Consider the following 16,592-nt stretch of genomic DNA (forward strand, 5'->3'; position numbering starts at 1 on the left):
GGCATATCAGCTTGAATATTGGTGCTGAATAACCAATTCAAGAATAGGCTTAACTCTTTACTTAAATTATTAATTTTAACGGTAAATGCCACCTTACAATGTTTGCAAAACCAACGCTGAGAACCAGATTTTAAAACACCGTGTTTAATGCATGTTTCATTACAATCAGGACATTTTATTTGTCGCATAAACTCTTCCTCCATATTTGTTTATATATAGGAAGATATAACCTCATTTTAGTCAGTAATTACAAGGGTTAATTGATGTTTTCACCCACACTTTTTGTCCACCCTCAAACTTCTCCAAAAAAAGATTAAACCCTTATAACACTAGTAAATATCTAGTGTTATAAGGGTTTTTACACACACTTTTTGTCCTATAAGCCTACATTTTTCTATTAACCACAAAAAGTCCGCTTGATATACCAAGCGGACTTTAGTATTAGTGAAACTTATGTATTATAATTTACCGAGGCGTTTCATAACATTATAAATTTTTTCAGCTAGTCCTGTCATTTGGAATTTAGGAATACCACAGGCAGCCACACGAATACCCTTAGCTAAAGCAATAACATAAACATGTTCTTTCTTCAATTCTTCGCAGATAGCATTAGCAGAATCTGTAGGAATTGTAATGAAGAAACCACCGCGGTAAGGCAACATAGGAAGGCCTACTTGTGCGGCTTCTTGTTTGAAGATGTCAGCACGATCGCGAATCAATTGGTAATAGCTATTACGCTCCTCTTCATAGGTTTTAAATTTAACAGGATCTGCCACAATATTTGCCATTGTACGCATTGCAGGACGACAAATATTAGACCATGTTGCACGGCTAGTATTTTTGTTGATTTCTAAGAATTCATCAGCGATTTCTTCGTCATCAGAAATACCAATCATAGCACCTACACGTTGACCGTACATAGTAAAGCCTTTAGACAAGCTATAGCACACACATGTAAGGATAGCTTTTGGCAAGTGCCCAAATTTGCTAAAGAATCCACGTACTTCCTCTCTATCACCAGAGAAGTCAAGATACGCCACATCAATACCAATGATGACATTATTACGACCAATCGCAACAAGTTCTTTCAAGAAATTAAGGATGGAGTCCCAATCTTTATCTTCAATAGAGTAACCAGTTGGGTTATTACCAGGTGTATTAAATAGGATTACTACATTTGTTTGTCTTGCTGCTAATTCGTTTACACGATTTTTGAATGCTTCATGATTAAAGTTATTTTGCTCATCAAATAAAGAGTACGTTACAAGTGTACGACCAATGTCGCTACAAATTACTTTATAAGCACCCCAGTACCAGTCAGCAGTTAACACTTCATCACCAGGCTCAGTATAGTTATGAATTAAGTGATGGATACCGCCAGTGCCACCAGCTGTAGCGATGCTACGGATGTGACCTTCAGGACGAGAATTACCAAAACATTCTTTCTCAGCAGCTGCTAAAAACTCTGGAACACCTGCAATTGGAGCATAGCCAATATGTTCAGTGTCAGAAAGACCCAAATATTCTTCTTTAACGGTTTTGAGGAAAACTAATTTGCCATCTTCATCGTGAATAGCACCTAAAGTACCATTTACAACGTTCTCGCGACCATTTTCTTTAGCATCAGCTAATGCTTGTCCAGCAGTAACGAAGATCACGTCTTTTAATTTTTTCCCTTTTGCATGCTTTGCAGCTACACTTGTCATAACTTACACCATCCTATCTAAAATGAATATTACACATTTATAATACCTAAACTTATTTAATTATACAATGTGTATTCAGAAAATATATTGTATACATAAGAAATTTTACTAATCACATTCAATTTAATCATTAATCTAGCTTTGTATAGAATATATCAAATATCCTATACAAAGGATTCAAAATTAATAATATACAAAAAACAGTAAATTTATAACAAAAAAGGACCACTCTTATGAGTGGTCCCCCAGTTCCTTAGAAGGAGTAGCCTACACCAGCGTGTAAACCTTTTGCAGTTTTATCATTGCTATCTACGCTATATTTATCATAGCCATAGTATAGATTTAAATCGATATCAGGGCGTACTTCGTATTGAGCACCTACTTGGTAAGTTTGCTTAATATCGTTACCCCAACCAGCTTTAGCAAAGCCGTTTACTTTGTCTGTCAAAGGTACATGACCGATAACACCAGCTTGGAAGCCTAGTTCAGTGTCATTTGTACGAATTGCAGTACCTGCACCATAAACGTTTACGTTTGGATGCACTTTGTAAACTAATGCTAATTGATGATCTTTGATATCACCATTTTTTGCATTTACTTTATCGTAAGAATATTGTACTGCCGTTTTATCGGAAAGATCGTGTTGCAAAGAAACACCGAAACCATCGTTGCTATTACCGCCACCTTTGGATACATGTTGTTTAAATGCATAATCAGCTTGTACCTTAGTGGAACCATCGCTAATTTTTGTTACAGGTGCTGCAGCAAATGCACTACCTGCTACAACTGTTGCTGCTAGAGTTAATAATACTAATTTCTTCATTTGTACCTCCTATACACATACCTATTTGTATGTCTTACTAAGTTACTATTTACAGATGTTATAGTTATACACTCTATAAATTAGCGTTTCATGAATACAGGGATATCAGGGATACCACTGTTAGAATTTGTAGTGGATGCTGGACGAGATGTAGTCGTTGTTTTACCGAATTCTGGTACACTTTTTGCACTAGAATTGAAGCCAGTAGCAACAACTGTAATTTGTACTTTATCGCCCAAGCTTTCATCGATAACAGAACCGAAGATAATATTAGCATCAGGATCTGCTGCATCAGAAATAATTTCAGCTGCTTCATTAACTTCAAAGATGCTCAAATCAGAGCTACCAGAAATATTAAGCAAGATGCCTTTTGCACCATCGATAGAAGTTTCCAACAACGGGCTGTTAATAGCCATTTTTGCAGCGTCAGCAGCGCGGTTTTCACCTTCGCCAACACCAATCCCCATCAAAGCTTCGCCTTGTTCTGTCATGATAGTTTTAACGTCAGCAAAGTCAAGGTTAATCAAACCAGGAATTTGAATCAAGTCGGAAATACCTTTGATACCTTGGCGAAGAACATCATCGGCTTTACTGAATGCATCAGTAATAGTACATTTTTTATCAACAACTTGTAATAATTTGTCATTAGGGATAACGATAATTGTATCAACTTTTTGAGTCAAGAACTCAATACCTTTTTCTGCTGCAGCACGACGGCGTTTACCTTCGAACGCGAAAGGTTTAGTTACTACGCCTACAGTTAACGCACCAACTTCTTTAGCACATTCTGCAACGATTGGAGCAGCACCAGTACCAGTACCACCACCCATACCTGCAGTTACGAATACCATGTCAGCACCTTCAAGAGCTTTGATGATTTCTTCGCGACTTTCTTGAGCAGCTTCTTCACCAACTTGTGGATTAGCACCCGCGCCAAGACCTTTAGTTACTTTTTCACCAATTTGAATTGTTACATCTGCTTTAGACAATTCAAGCACTTGGTTTTCCGTATTAACTGCTAAGAATTGAACACCTTTAATTTGGTTATCTACCATGCGATTAACAGCGTTGTTACCACCGCCACCAACACCGATAACTTTAATATTTGCAAAATCAGACATTGAACTTCCTCCTCTTATCGTTATTTATCGTATCAATATACGTCCCAATGTATCGATTTATATACTGACTATCTTATAACAATTACATTTATTTTACACTAAAATTTGAAAACTTTCCACTATATAGAATGTGATTTATTAGAACCGCTTAGTCATAATAATCTTGCGTATAGCACCTACATTAATAAATACTCGCAACCCAAACCCAATGAGAGCTACATAATATAGATTAATACCAATTAGGTCGCCTACATATACAAGAATAACAGCTAAAACTACATTTGAAAAGAACCCAATCACAAAATTACTAAGATCAAAAATTCGTTCCAAGGCAGCTCGACTACCGCCAAACACTGCATCCAACGCGGCCAGAACCGCTACAGATGTATAGTTCGCATAACTGATAGGAATATGAAATGGTGCTATCCAACCTAATGTAGCCCCTACAATGAGCCCAGCGATGGCAAAGATATAAATATTCATTCTTTACCTCCTAACTCATTAGGCTTCATATGTTCTTCTCGGAAGGTTCCTGTAAAAGCTGGAATAGCTATCTCATTCTCTTCCTTGATAGTTACTTTAATCCCCCAATGTTTAAGCGAATCTACTACGCCACCACGCATAGTAAGCGCAGAGTTTAACGTTTTAGGATCACCAATAGCTTTTACAACGAAGGGAGCCCCAAAGACTTTCCCATTAACTGTAATAGTAGGACCGGAACAACGTATTTCTGATGTACCTATCAACCGTTGATCATTGATAGCTATCGCCTCAGCCCCACCAGCGCGTAACTCATTAACGATACGTAAAATATCTTCATCATGAATTACAAACAAGTTAGGATTTTCACCACTTTGAATTGGTTTTAAACTATCTTCGATCAACACGCTAACTCCAGAACCTTTAACATTTGTTAAGGCCGCTCTCATCATGAGCTGTTCATCAGCTTTAACGTCTGTAGTAGTACCATTTTGTTTAAGCGTTTCTATTTGCTTCAATAAAGCATCCCGCTCGCTTTGGGCTTCACGTAGTTGAACGGCTAAATCACCAGCCCGTTGCAAGCGAATGTTTTCTTCTATATTATCTTGTGTCATTTTATATTGAGTTACAACCATAAACCCTAATATACAACTGACTAAGGCTATTGCCCACCGTTCGTGTCTCACGACAATCATCTACCTTTTATCTTCAACATGACCTTGTTTATCTTGTTTTGTATCATCTTTCTTAGTAGATGAAGTTTCCGTAGTCGGTGCCCCATTTTGATGTTTCTTTCCTTCAGGAATTACATCAGTCTTAATGTACGGTGATGAAATATTAACATCTATATACTGTACATTACCATGAGTTTTCTTAATATCTTGTAACATCGACTGTGTTAGCTCTGCCTTTTTAGGTAAGTCTTTACCATCACCTAAGCGAATCTGTACACCAGATACGGTATAAGCCATAATCGCATCAGGATCACCAATATTGACCTCTGCAATATTCTTGAACGTATTTTCATCAAGAGAATTCAAATACTCAAGAGCCGCTAGAATCGGCTTATCTACAACTGTATCGCCTAATAAAATATTTCCAGCTTTCACACCAGAGATCATTGGTACAGATGTATCTTGTATAGCTGGTTCTGATGCAATAACTTGACCTTTACTATCAATAGTTAAGTATCCGAACTGGGCCGGTACTACAGCAACGGCCTTACGTTCTACAATGTGAACCTCCATAGTCAGTGGCAATTGATATCGTATTTGGGCCTCTTCAACCCGCAAATCCTTTGCCAATCTAGATTTTAATTTTTCTGTACTAATTTGCAAAATATTGACAGGTTCATGTATATCACCTGCCACCATTACATCTTGTACAGTTACCTTATCCGAACCCGTAATCTTTAAGGATCCAAAAGGAATAGGTAGTGTAAACAACCCCACCAACACGAGAGTAACTGCACCACCGATTTTTAACACTCGTTTTCTAAATACAGCCCGTTCGTCTTGAACAGGTGTAGAAGACTGCATCTCCCCAGAGCTGGATGGATGGTTTTGCTTATCATCCATAGATAACTCCTTCTGTTCTATTTAGCCTTTAAAATTTCCCTATACTAGCTGTTAATAGAATTTTTTCACATAATGTAGGGAAATCGATTCCCATTTCATTAGCTGCTTTTGGTACTAAAGACGTTGCCGTCATACCAGGAACAGTATTGTACTCAAGAACATACATTTTATCTGCATGATCTGTCATAATATCTACACGAATAACCCCACTGCCTTGCACCTCGCGATACACAAGCTCCCCAATACGTTGCATTTCAGCAGTCATTTCGTCGCTAATAGGTGCTGGTACCAAGTATTCTGTAGCACCTACAGTGTATTTGCTCTTGTAGTCATATTCGCCAGAATGTGGACGAATTTCAATGACTGACAATGCTTTACCATCCAAAACAGCCACCGTAAACTCGCGACCATCAAGGAATTGTTCTACTACGAGAATTGGATCATATTTAAGAGCCTCTGTTACTGCTGCTTCTAATTGTGATTCCTCACGAACGATTGTAACGCCAATGCTAGAGCCTTGCGTAGCAGACTTAACAACTACAGGAATAGTAAATTCTTTACGAATATGATCGATAATTGCCTCTGCAGATTCAAGATTACCATTATAGGATTCAGATCTTGCAGTTGGAATATTAGCGCCTTTAAATACGTCTTTACTTACCTTCTTATTCATTCCCACAGCATGAGCCATGATGCCAGAGCCAGTATATGGGATTTCTGCCATTTCTAAAAGCCCTTGCAAAGCACCATCTTCACCATAGCGACCATGAATAGCATTAAATACGACTTCGCCGCCTAAGGAATCGATATCTTTCAATACTGTGCGAGGATTAAGTTCTAATGTTTGAGCCTTATACCCTTTGCTCACAAGTGCTTCTGCAATAGCAGCGCCTGTGCGACGAGATACTTCAGCTTCTTCGGAAGGACCACCCATCAATACGATTATTTGTTTATCTTTCATTGTAAGCCTTCCTCCAATATCGCTAATAATTTTGGGCCATATTGATTGATAGAACCAGCGCCCATTGTAATAACCAAGTCATTTGGTCTTACTACTTTTGCCAATACTTCAGGTAAATCATCAACAGATGGTACATAATTTACGTCTTGACCGGTAGCCTCTTTGATGGCATTTGGAATCGTAGTCCCATCAATACCAGGGATCGGATCTTCACCAGAACTATAAATGTCTGTCATGTACACTTCGTCAGCGCTTGTGAAAGCAGTAGCAAACTCATCCTTCAACAAGCTTGTCCGTGAGAATCGATGTGGTTGGAATACACAGATGACACGATGTTTCTCAAGTTCTTTTGCTGCTTTCAAAGTAGCTTTAATTTCTGTAGGATGATGAGCATAATCATCTACAACCCACACGCCAGCAACATGGCCTTTCGTTTCAAAACGGCGTTTTGCGCCTATAAATTTACCTAAGCCTTTAGTAATAACACGTGCTTCGACGCCACAACAATCATGAGCCACAATAAATGCCGCTAAAGAATTCAATACGTTGTGGTCACCAGGTACACGCAAACGAACGCGCTCAATATTAACACCTTTATGATATATATCGTATACCAACGTAGAATCTACATAGTGAATATTTTTAGCTACATAATCATTACTATCATCTAAGCCATAAGTAATAAAGTTGCGTTTTACGCGATTCATAACATAGTGAATACTTTCATTATCACCACATACGATGGCTTTGCCATTTTCTGGAAGTGTTTCTACAAACTCACAGAATGCATTAAGCAAATTATCCATCGTTTTGTAGTGATCCATATGATCATCTTCAATATTAGTAATAACGATAGTATGTGGACGCAACTTCAAGAAAGACCCGTCACTTTCATCCGCCTCTACAACGGAGAAGTGGCCTTTACCAAGACAGCTGCTGCCTTTAAGGTAATCTACTTCACCACCGATAATTACCGTAGGATCTGCATCGGCTTCTACTAAGATTTGGCCAATCATAGATGTAGTAGAAGTCTTACCATGTGCCCCTGCTACTGCGATGCCATCCGTTACATCAAGCACTGCTTTTACAATATCAGAGCGATGCAAAATGGTAATTCCTTGTTCTTTCGCAGCAACGATTTCAGGATTATCCTCACGAATCGCTGTAGAACGAACTACAGCATCTACACCATTTACATATTCTTTATTATGACCAATATGAACCGTAGCACCCATTTCTCTAAACTTAGAAATAACTGCAGATTCAGCTACATCTGAACCAGATACGTCATAACCTTTTTGAATTAAAATATTCGCTATAGCACGCATGCCAGATCCACCGATACCAATGAGGTGAATCTTGTGAATACCGTCTAACATAAAACCTCTCCTTGTTACTTTGCAATAGATAATGCAAATTTTGCAATATCATGAGCTGCATTTGGTTTGCCCAACTGCAATGCTCGTTCTCCCATTTGTGCCAACAAATCACGGTTGTCCATAAACATCTCAATTTCACCTATTAAGTCATGAGCACTCAACATTTTATCAACGATCATGTGAGCCGCCCCTTCTTGCACAAAGATACGCGCATTATAGGTTTGATGGTCTTCCGCTGCATATGGATACGGCACCAATACAGATGGAATACCACGAACTGCTAATTCAGCAAGACCTATAGCACCAGATCTAAACACAGCTAAATCAGCGGCAGCTAAAGCCTTCGGCATATCATGTAAATACGGCAAAATTAAAGATGATTGACCCAAGCCTTCCCCATCGGTAATACCCAATTGAGAGAGTACAGATTCATACTCTCCACTGCCTGTAATATGGATTAATTTAATCCCTTCTTTGCCTTGGAAATGCTTATGTACATCAATCATGGCATTATTGATGGTTCGCGCCCCCCGAGAACCACCTGCTATGAGGACTGTGAACGTATCATCACTTAAGTTGAAATAATGGCGCCCCGCTGTTCTTGAGTCAACTAACACCTCAGGACGAACTGGATTACCAGTATACACTACGCGTTTTGCTTTAGAAAAAGATGCTGCTGCATCCTTATAGCCCATCGCTACAACATCAACAAAACGGCTCAAAATTTTATTAGTAATGCCTGCAATGACATTCTGCTCTTGAATTAAGGTTGGAATGTTATGTAATGCAGCGGCCATGAGAATAGGACCACATACATAACCACCCGTACCAATTACCACATCAGGTCTAAATTTACAAATAATAGCATTAGCTTTAACTATGCCTAACGCAGTTTTACCTAATGTGACTAATGTACCCAATGATAATTGACGTTGCAAACCTTGTACGGGAATCGTAGTAAACTCAATCCCCTCTTTAGGAACTAATGTAGCTTCTAAGCCTTGCTTTGTCCCTACATATAAAACCTTTGCATCAGGGTGTTGTTTCATGATTTCCTTATATATAGTTATTGCTGGATATATATGTCCACCAGTGCCACCACCAGAAATAATGATTTTTTTCATTAATGGTGTCCCCCTTCTTGCAACATCTGAACACAAGCTTTAAAGTCGTCACCGCGTTCTTCGAAACAACTGTACCAGTCAAAACTTGCACAAGCTGGAGATAGTAATACAATATCACCAGACTCAGCTAATTTATAACCTTGTTCTACAGCGTCTTTCATAGATAAAGCGCGGTAAATAGGTTCTACACCAGCCTCTTTTGCAGCCGCTTCAAATCGTTCTGCTGCTTCCCCCATGAAAATGACAGCTTTTGTATTTTCTTTAACAAGCTGCATAAACTCTTCTAAAGGTGTCATTTTATCATGACCACCAGCCAGCAGAATAACTGGTTTATCAAAAGATTCCAAAGCTTTAACTACAGAATCAACATTGGTCGCCTTAGAGTCATTATAGAATGTAATCCCATCGATTGTTTTAACCCGTTCCAACCGATGTTCTACACCGTGAAATTCGCTAATAATGCGATGGATTTCCACTACAGGTACACCTAACGCATAGGTTAAAGCAATAACCGTTAAGATATTTTCGATATTATGACTACCTGGAATATGAATATCTTCATCGCCAATAACAGCTGTCGCTACGCCGTTCTTTACTACATAACACTGACCATTAGCATAATATGCTCCATTCTCGACAATTTGTTTTTGACTAATTTGTAGAATGTGACTAGGCGCACGATGCTCCATATCAGCCACTACAGAATCATCAATGTTGAGAACTAAGTAATCGGATTTCAATTGGTTTTCAAAGATCCGTTCCTTAGCTGCAATATAGTTTTCCATCGTCTTATGACGCGCTAAATGATCTGGCGTAATATTGAGCATAATAGCCCCAATAGGTCTAAAATGCTTAATTGTCTCTAATTGATAGCTAGATAGCTCGGCTACTAAAAAACCGCCTACTGGCATCGAATAGGCCACTTCACTAAGAGAGTCGCCAATGTTCCCACCAACGCGAACTGGCTTCCCGGAACCTTCTAACACTTTAGTTAATAAGGTTGTAGTCGTAGTCTTACCATTTGTACCCGTAACAGCTACGATAGGTGATTTAGATACTTCGTAAGCTAACTCTACTTCGCTAACCACATCAATGCCGCGAGCTTGAGCTGCTTTTACAATGGGAATATCTAAAGAAATACCTGGAGAAATAACAATGCGATCCACGCCATCTAGCAAGGATTCATCTTGACGACCTGTAATAATTTCTACCCCAGCAGAAACTAAACGTCCTTCCTCCGTAGCAGGCAACGTTACAGGCTTATAATCATTTAACACAACATGAGCACCCACTTGGGCTAATACCCAGGATGCGCCTATACCGCTGGCACCAGCGCCAAGTACAAGTATATGTTTATCTCCGTATTCCATCTGTATCACCTAAATTATCTACAAAATAATGTATTCCTATCCTATAAGCATACCATTATTTACGGGTTCCGTTAAGTATTATCTTATAAAGTTATGGTCGCTAATACTACACCAATAACGGCTAATACAGCACCAGCAAACCAGAAGCGGTTAACTACGGTTTGTTCTGCCCATCCAGACAATTCGAAATGATGATGAATAGGGCTCATTTTAAATACACGTACACCGCGTGTCTTAAAGGAAATAACTTGGATAATAACAGATAATGCTTCCATAACAAAAATGCCACCGATCACTACAAGTAACAATTCTGTTTTAGTTAAAATAGCCATGGCTGCAAAGGCACCACCTAAAGCCAAAGAGCCTGTATCACCCATGAATACTTTAGCTGGATTTACATTATATACCAAGAAGCCAAGGCATACAGCAGCTACAATAGCACCAAAGTAAGCAACGCTTTCAGCACCAATAGAGTTCGTCATAGATGCAGCCATAAGACCAATAACGGAGAAGGCAATCGCCGCCACTGCGGATGTACCGCTTGCAAGACCATCAAGGCCATCGGTAAGATTTACAGCATTTGTAGCACCTACGATAATTAAGAACGCCAATACATAATAACCCCAACCTAATTGAAGTTGTACATCTGCTACAGGAATCCACAATGTAGTAGGAACAACCATAATTTCAGTAATGCAGTAACAGAATACAGCTGCCAAAATAAATTGGCCCAATAATTTTTGCTTAGCTGTTAAACCAAGATTACGTTTTTTAACGGCTTTTACAAAATCGTCAAAGAAACCTAATAAACTATGACCTAATGTTAGGAATAATAACATCCCTGTGCCTACATTCCAAGGTGCAAAAATAGCGACACCAAGAACGAGAGCAATCATCATGAAAGCACCACCCATTGTCGGTGTACCAGCTTTTGCTTGATGGCTTTCAGGACCTTCTTCACGAATACTTTGTTGTGCGTGCAAAGAACGCAACATAGGAATACCGATTTTACCAAGCACGACTGTAATGATAAAGGTCACTACAAAGGCTAACAGAATATGATATATCATATGAATCCTCTACTTATTAATAAACAGATGACGGCTAGATACAACTAGCCGTTATCTTTTATTCTCGATCTTTTAATTCTTCAACAACGCGCTCCATTCGCAAACCACGGGAACCTTTTACAAGGATAACATCCCCTTTTTCACGAATATCGCTATAGGCATTGGCCATTTCTAAATGGCTATTACAACGGAATGTAGTTAATCCTGCTTTTTTTGCTTCTTTAGCTATAAAAGCAGCTGCATCACCGAAGGTGAATACTACACTATAACCCTCTTCAGCCAATAGTTGACCGATTTCACGATGTGCATCCTCAGAGAAATCGCCAAGTTCAAGCATATCTCCGAGCATGGCAATCTTACGTTTTCCTTCTAATTGCCCCAAAGCTTTAATTGCTTCAGCCATAGAGGAAGGATTTGCATTATATGCGTCATTCAAGATAACGATATCTTCAAATGGTACGATTTCTTGGCGCATAGGAGTGCCTGTAAACTCGCTTAAGCCTTTACGAATTGTATTGGATTTAATCCCCAACACACGGCCTGCTACGATGGCCGCCAATGCATCATAAACATTGTGTTCACCAATCATAGGCAAGAAAATATCAAAGACTTCGTCATAACATTTGCAAGTAAACTTGATACCGTCTTTTTTATAACGCAAATGACTGCCAATACATGTAGCATTACGTTCGATACCATACGTAATAGTCTTACCTTTAGCCAGGGTATCCATAGCCTTAACATATGGATCATCTTCATTGAGAATCGCCACACTATTTTCTGGCAAACAACGAATTAACTCACCTTTTGCTTCTGCAATGGCTTCACGAGAGCCCAATAGCTCGATATGGCTCGTACCAACATTCGTAATAATACCCATAGTTGGTTCAGCGATTAATGCGAGCTCTTCAATTTGACCAAGACCACGCATCCCCATTTCTACTACACAAGCTTCATGTTCTGCAGTTAAACGCAACAATGTTTTTGGCAAGCCAATTTCATTATTAAAGTTTTTCTCTGTTTTTAAAACGTTAAATTCTGTACCTAGTACAGCTGCTACCATTTCCTTTGTCGTAGTTTTACCAGAGGAACCTGTAATAGCTACTACAGGAATATCGAAACGGCGACGATGATAACGTGCCAAGTTTTGGTATGCTACCAAGGTATTTTCTACCTCAATACAAACAATACCTTCTACGGCACGACCTTTTTCTACAATAGCACCTGTAGCCCCCTTTTCAATGGCCGTATTGATAAAATCATGACCGTCAAAGGTATCGCCTTTTAAGGCTACAAATAAAAATCCTGATTCAATAGTTCTTGTATCAGTAGACACATCTAAAAACTTAATATTGTCGGTATGTGCACTCGTCCCCGCAGTGGCTTCAACCACTTGAGACAATGTAAATTCTGCCATATTAGATCTCCTTGAGGGCTGCTCGCGCCTCTTCACGATCATCAAAATGAATCGTTTTATCCTTTAAGATTTGGTAATCCTCATGCCCCTTACCTGCAATCAGTACAATATCCCCAGGTTTTGCATTTTGTATTGCATGTTGAATCGCTTCCCGACGATCAACAATAACTTCATAATGAGAGCCTTCACGAAGGCCTTCTTTAACGCCTGCTTCAACATCTTTTACAATTTGTACAGGATCCTCTGTACGTGGATTGTCAGACGTTACATACACAACATCACCATATTGTGCAGCAATGCGGCCCATAATAGGACGTTTAGTAGCGTCTCGGTCACCACCACAGCCAAAGACTACGATAATGCGATTTTCTTGAATAGCTTTTGCAGTTTGTAAAATATTTTCTAAACCATCTGGTGTATGTGCATAGTCTACAACAACTGCAAATGGTTGACCTTCTTCGATTAACTCAAAGCGACCAGGTACAGCACTAAATGTTTTTAATGCTTTATCGATATCTTCCATTGAGATACCTTCTAACAAACAAGCACCGATAGCTGCTAATGTGTTATACACATTAAATAGACCTGTCGTATTCATAGTCACCGTATAGTCATGACCATCATAAGATACAGTATAACGGCTAGATTTAGGAGTCATATCAACATCGTGAGCATTCAATGTGCCGTTCCCATCAATACTATAGGTAATGATAGGTGCTTTAGTTTTTTCAACAACCCGATGACCATAGGCGTCATCGATATTGATAATAGCGCCCTTACCAGATTTAGTTTGGTTCGGTGCGCTAACTTGTTCAAACAATTTACACTTAGCCGCCAAATAATTTTCAAAGGTCTTGTGAAAGTCCAAATGGTCTTGTGTTAAGTTCGTGAATACTGCTGTATCATATTCAACACCAGAAACTCGGCCTAATGCTAAGGCATGTGAAGATACTTCCATTACACAATGGGTAACGCCTTCCTCTACCATTTGATGAAGAATATGTTGTAAATCCACTACATCAGGTGTCGTATTATGAATTGGATATGTTGTATCGCCGATCATAATATGAACAGTACCAATTACACCTACTTTATGGCCTTGAGCTTTCAAGATATGACGAATCATATGAGTCGTAGTCGTTTTACCATTCGTACCAGTAACGCCAATCATACGCATGGAATTTGCTGGATAATCAAAGAAATACGGCACGCATGCCATCATAGCTTTTCGAGTGTCCTCTACAGTGATAATACAAACATCACCACTTACCTCTACTGGTTTAGACACAAGTACAGCTACTGCACCAGATTCTACGGCTTTATTTACATAATTATGGCCATCTACAGTGGCACCATCTAAAGCAATAAATAAACTACCGGCTTTAACAGCACGAGAGTCCGCTGTAATATCTAAAATTTCAACAGCTGTATTACCTGTTACTTGCGGCGCTTGCAAGGTTTTCACTATATCTTGTAATTGTTTCATATACAATCTCCTTTACACGCAAAGGAAAGCAGCCCAATACGAGCTGCTTTGCCTGTTAGTCTATAATTTGCTGTTTCTCTTGCACATTACGTTCAGTAACAGCGCTTTTTGTGCTATAAACAAAAGAATCAGGCAAAACCATCCCTAGTTGTTCTTCTGCGATCTGTTGGATACGAACAGGAGACTTCAAGGAAGCTACCTCTACATCCAATGCATCGTTATCTTTTGTTAATTGTACTACAGCTTGCTGTGTTTTAACTACCTCGTAGCCTAATTTTGTGCTGTATGCATTCATAACCATCATGATAAGCAAAAATGCAACTAATGCGGCAATACCATATACAACTTGCCACATCATAGGGCTCAAATCTAAAGCCACATTTGCACTACGTTTTCTCCCTTGTGTAGCGACCAACATATCGCCTTTTACTTGGCCCACAACAGCCTTTCTCGCTAACATAAACACTAACCCCTTCCAATTCTACAACTTGACGGCTACACGCAACTTCGCGCTTCTAGCCCTCGGATTAACCTCAATCTCCCCTGCACTTGGCTCTATAGCCTTATTCTTTGCCTTCACAACTGCTTTATGGTTACATACACACATCGGCAATTCTGGAGGACATATACACGCTGTACTTAACTCTTTGAAAGTTTGTTTCGTAATTCGATCTTCCAATGAGTGGAATGTGATAACCCCAATTTTCCCCTTTGGTTTCAACATAGATACAGCATCTACAAAACTATCATGCAAGATAGCTAATTCTCTATTTACTTCAATGCGAATGGCTTGGAACGTCCGTTTCGCCGGATGTGGTCCATCTTGACGCGCCTTCGCAGGTATTGCTTGCTTAATAATTCTAACTAACTCACCAGTAGTGGTAATTCGATTTTCTTGACGCGCATTAACGATAAATTCAACAATGCGCTTAGCCCATCGTTCTTCCCCATAATCGCGAATGATTTGCAGCAATTGTTCAGCATCGTACTCATTGACAATTTCCTCTGCTGTAAGTGGTGCATCTTTATCCATACGCATATCGAGTGGTCCATCATTCATATATGAAAAGCCACGTTCTGGGGTGTCTAGCTGATAACTTGATACGCCAAGATCAAATATAAAACCATCTACTTCATAGATGCCCGCATTCTGCAGGGCTTCTTTTAAATTAGAAAAGTTTGTTGGTATTGTTAATACCTGACAATTTAAATCAGACAATCGCTGTCGAGCTACGCTCAATGCGTCTTCATCTTGATCTAAACCTATTATCATGCCTTCTGGGTCAAGCATTTCGCCCACTGCGTGAGCATGTCCTGCCCCACCAAGGGTACAGTCCACATAAATGCCTTTTGGATTAGTTACGACAGAGTCCACCGTTTCACGTAAAAGTACGCTAGTATGATTAAATTCCATCATAGCCTCCTATAACATAATCCCTTCAAGCCCTTCGACTAATTCTTCCATACTTTCAGCCACTTGATCATCATAGTAATCGTATTTTTCGCGGCTCCAAATTTCAACGTGATCCCCAGCACCGACTATAACGGCCTGTTTATCAAGGCTTGCATATTCACGTAGTGGTACAGGAATGAGGACACGACCTTGTTTATCATATTCAAGCTCAGCAGCACTACCGAAAACAAAACGTTTTAAGGCACGTACGCTAGCTTTAGTGGAGGATTGTGATTGTAAGGCATCAGAAATTTTCTTCCACGCCTCTTGGGTGTAAATAGCTAAGCAGTCATCTAAGCCCTTTGTGACAATGCACAAATCACCTAGTTGTTCACGTATTTTGGCAGGTATAATCATCCGCCCTTTTGTATCAATGGTGTGATTATATTCTCCCATGAACATACGTATCACCGCCCTTTACTATTCCTTATCCACCACTATATGGTAAATTCTACCACAATTCACCACCTTTAACAACAAATTTTCCATTTTTAACCCACTTTTTTATATTTTTCTTATTCAACCTCTATTTTTCTCCTTTTTTCTACAATACATATGTTCGACTATAAAGCCAAAACTAGCTGTTAAAAACCACTATCTACCACTACAGTAAAAAATCAACGAC

17 protein-coding genes are annotated in these 16,592 nt (G+C 39.2%); all 17 read right to left on the reverse strand.

Annotated elements, in window-relative coordinates; genetic code table 11:
• A partial coding sequence (locus VRHSUH09_RS09940) for a transposase-like zinc-binding domain-containing protein (protein ID WP_420856582.1) occupies positions 1-188 on the reverse strand: 188 nt, incomplete at its 3' end.
• 270 nt (positions 189-458) lie between these two features.
• The gene (locus VRHSUH09_RS09945) at positions 459-1,706 is read right to left on the reverse strand and encodes an aminotransferase class I/II-fold pyridoxal phosphate-dependent enzyme (RefSeq protein WP_105082082.1); all 1,248 of its coding nucleotides are present in this window, start codon (positions 1,704-1,706) and stop codon (positions 459-461) included.
• Between the two features lie 253 nt (positions 1,707-1,959).
• On the reverse strand, positions 1,960-2,529 hold the full coding sequence (locus VRHSUH09_RS09950; RefSeq protein ID WP_054748658.1) for a porin family protein: 570 nt from the start codon (positions 2,527-2,529) through the stop codon (positions 1,960-1,962).
• An 80-nt stretch (positions 2,530-2,609) separates the two neighbouring features.
• Positions 2,610-3,650, reverse strand: a complete 1,041-nt coding sequence (ftsZ, locus tag VRHSUH09_RS09955) for a cell division protein FtsZ (protein WP_054748656.1) — start codon at positions 3,648-3,650, stop codon at positions 2,610-2,612.
• A gap of 138 nt (positions 3,651-3,788) precedes the next feature.
• A complete protein-coding gene (locus VRHSUH09_RS09960; protein ID WP_105082083.1) occupies positions 3,789-4,133 on the reverse strand; it encodes a small basic family protein in 345 nt (114 codons plus the stop codon).
• Positions 4,130-4,825, reverse strand: coding sequence for a DUF881 domain-containing protein (locus tag VRHSUH09_RS09965; protein ID WP_105082084.1), 696 nt, complete (start codon positions 4,823-4,825; stop codon positions 4,130-4,132). The genes VRHSUH09_RS09960 and VRHSUH09_RS09965 overlap by 4 nt, the downstream gene beginning before the upstream one ends.
• Complete coding sequence (locus VRHSUH09_RS09970) at positions 4,826-5,707, reverse strand: cell division protein FtsQ/DivIB (protein WP_105082085.1); 882 nt, start codon at positions 5,705-5,707, stop codon at positions 4,826-4,828.
• 28 nt (positions 5,708-5,735) lie between these two features.
• Positions 5,736-6,668: a D-alanine--D-alanine ligase family protein gene (locus VRHSUH09_RS09975; RefSeq protein WP_009351744.1), complete on the reverse strand. Its 933-nt coding sequence runs from the start codon at positions 6,666-6,668 to the stop codon at positions 5,736-5,738.
• Entirely contained in the window at positions 6,665-8,047 is a 1,383-nt protein-coding gene (murC, locus tag VRHSUH09_RS09980; protein WP_105082086.1) for a UDP-N-acetylmuramate--L-alanine ligase, read from the reverse strand. The genes VRHSUH09_RS09975 and murC overlap by 4 nt, the downstream gene beginning before the upstream one ends.
• A gap of 14 nt (positions 8,048-8,061) precedes the next feature.
• Positions 8,062-9,171 carry an undecaprenyldiphospho-muramoylpentapeptide beta-N-acetylglucosaminyltransferase gene (gene murG / locus VRHSUH09_RS09985; protein ID WP_105082087.1) on the reverse strand — a complete coding sequence of 370 codons (1,110 nt, stop codon included), beginning with the start codon at positions 9,169-9,171 and terminating at the stop codon, positions 8,062-8,064.
• On the reverse strand, positions 9,171-10,541 hold the full coding sequence (gene murD / locus VRHSUH09_RS09990) for a UDP-N-acetylmuramoyl-L-alanine--D-glutamate ligase (protein ID WP_105082088.1): 1,371 nt from the start codon (positions 10,539-10,541) through the stop codon (positions 9,171-9,173). Before murD ends, murG begins: the two co-directional genes overlap by 1 nt.
• An 83-nt stretch (positions 10,542-10,624) precedes the next feature.
• The gene (gene mraY / locus VRHSUH09_RS09995; protein ID WP_105082089.1) at positions 10,625-11,611 is read right to left on the reverse strand and encodes a phospho-N-acetylmuramoyl-pentapeptide-transferase; all 987 of its coding nucleotides are present in this window, start codon (positions 11,609-11,611) and stop codon (positions 10,625-10,627) included.
• A gap of 58 nt (positions 11,612-11,669) precedes the next feature.
• On the reverse strand, positions 11,670-13,028 hold the full coding sequence (locus VRHSUH09_RS10000) for a UDP-N-acetylmuramoyl-tripeptide--D-alanyl-D-alanine ligase (protein ID WP_105082090.1): 1,359 nt from the start codon (positions 13,026-13,028) through the stop codon (positions 11,670-11,672).
• Position 13,029: 1 nt separating this feature from the next.
• Positions 13,030-14,514: a UDP-N-acetylmuramoyl-L-alanyl-D-glutamate--2,6-diaminopimelate ligase gene (locus tag VRHSUH09_RS10005; protein ID WP_105082091.1), complete on the reverse strand. Its 1,485-nt coding sequence runs from the start codon at positions 14,512-14,514 to the stop codon at positions 13,030-13,032.
• Between the two features lie 55 nt (positions 14,515-14,569).
• Entirely contained in the window at positions 14,570-14,974 is a 405-nt protein-coding gene (gene ftsL / locus VRHSUH09_RS10010; RefSeq protein WP_054748650.1) for a cell division protein FtsL, read from the reverse strand.
• A 21-nt stretch (positions 14,975-14,995) separates the two neighbouring features.
• Positions 14,996-15,928 carry a 16S rRNA (cytosine(1402)-N(4))-methyltransferase RsmH gene (gene rsmH, locus VRHSUH09_RS10015; RefSeq protein ID WP_105082092.1) on the reverse strand — a complete coding sequence of 311 codons (933 nt, stop codon included), beginning with the start codon at positions 15,926-15,928 and terminating at the stop codon, positions 14,996-14,998.
• A 9-nt stretch (positions 15,929-15,937) separates the two neighbouring features.
• Positions 15,938-16,369 carry a division/cell wall cluster transcriptional repressor MraZ gene (mraZ, locus tag VRHSUH09_RS10020; protein ID WP_009351750.1) on the reverse strand — a complete coding sequence of 144 codons (432 nt, stop codon included), beginning with the start codon at positions 16,367-16,369 and terminating at the stop codon, positions 15,938-15,940.
• Between the last annotated feature and the right edge of the window lie 223 nt (positions 16,370-16,592).

The organism is Veillonella rogosae JCM 15642 (assembly GCF_002959775.1).
GTDB lineage: Bacteria > Bacillota > Negativicutes > Veillonellales > Veillonellaceae > Veillonella > Veillonella rogosae.

Excerpts from the sequence above, each read along its gene's own strand:
- rsmH (WP_105082092.1), bottom strand. The coding sequence starts at position 15,928 with ATGGAATTTAATCATACTAGCGTACTTTTACGTGAAACGGTGGACTCT.
- VRHSUH09_RS09965 (WP_105082084.1), bottom strand. The coding sequence starts at position 4,825 with ATGATTGTCGTGAGACACGAACGGTGGGCAATAGCCTTAGTCAGTTGT.
- VRHSUH09_RS09970 (WP_105082085.1), bottom strand. The coding sequence starts at position 5,707 with ATGGATGATAAGCAAAACCATCCATCCAGCTCTGGGGAGATGCAGTCT.
- VRHSUH09_RS10005 (WP_105082091.1), bottom strand. The coding sequence starts at position 14,514 with ATGAAACAATTACAAGATATAGTGAAAACCTTGCAAGCGCCGCAAGTA.
- VRHSUH09_RS09975 (WP_009351744.1), bottom strand. The coding sequence starts at position 6,668 with ATGAAAGATAAACAAATAATCGTATTGATGGGTGGTCCTTCCGAAGAA.
- ftsZ (WP_054748656.1), bottom strand. The coding sequence starts at position 3,650 with ATGTCTGATTTTGCAAATATTAAAGTTATCGGTGTTGGTGGCGGTGGT.
- mraZ (WP_009351750.1), bottom strand. The coding sequence starts at position 16,369 with ATGTTCATGGGAGAATATAATCACACCATTGATACAAAAGGGCGGATG.
- VRHSUH09_RS09950 (WP_054748658.1), bottom strand. The coding sequence starts at position 2,529 with ATGAAGAAATTAGTATTATTAACTCTAGCAGCAACAGTTGTAGCAGGT.
- VRHSUH09_RS09945 (WP_105082082.1), bottom strand. The coding sequence starts at position 1,706 with ATGACAAGTGTAGCTGCAAAGCATGCAAAAGGGAAAAAATTAAAAGAC.
- murC (WP_105082086.1), bottom strand. The coding sequence starts at position 8,047 with ATGTTAGACGGTATTCACAAGATTCACCTCATTGGTATCGGTGGATCT.
- ftsL (WP_054748650.1), bottom strand. The coding sequence starts at position 14,974 with ATGTTAGCGAGAAAGGCTGTTGTGGGCCAAGTAAAAGGCGATATGTTG.
- mraY (WP_105082089.1), bottom strand. The coding sequence starts at position 11,611 with ATGATATATCATATTCTGTTAGCCTTTGTAGTGACCTTTATCATTACA.
- murG (WP_105082087.1), bottom strand. The coding sequence starts at position 9,171 with ATGAAAAAAATCATTATTTCTGGTGGTGGCACTGGTGGACATATATAT.
- VRHSUH09_RS10000 (WP_105082090.1), bottom strand. The coding sequence starts at position 13,028 with ATGGCAGAATTTACATTGTCTCAAGTGGTTGAAGCCACTGCGGGGACG.
- murD (WP_105082088.1), bottom strand. The coding sequence starts at position 10,541 with ATGGAATACGGAGATAAACATATACTTGTACTTGGCGCTGGTGCCAGC.
- VRHSUH09_RS09960 (WP_105082083.1), bottom strand. The coding sequence starts at position 4,133 with ATGAATATTTATATCTTTGCCATCGCTGGGCTCATTGTAGGGGCTACA.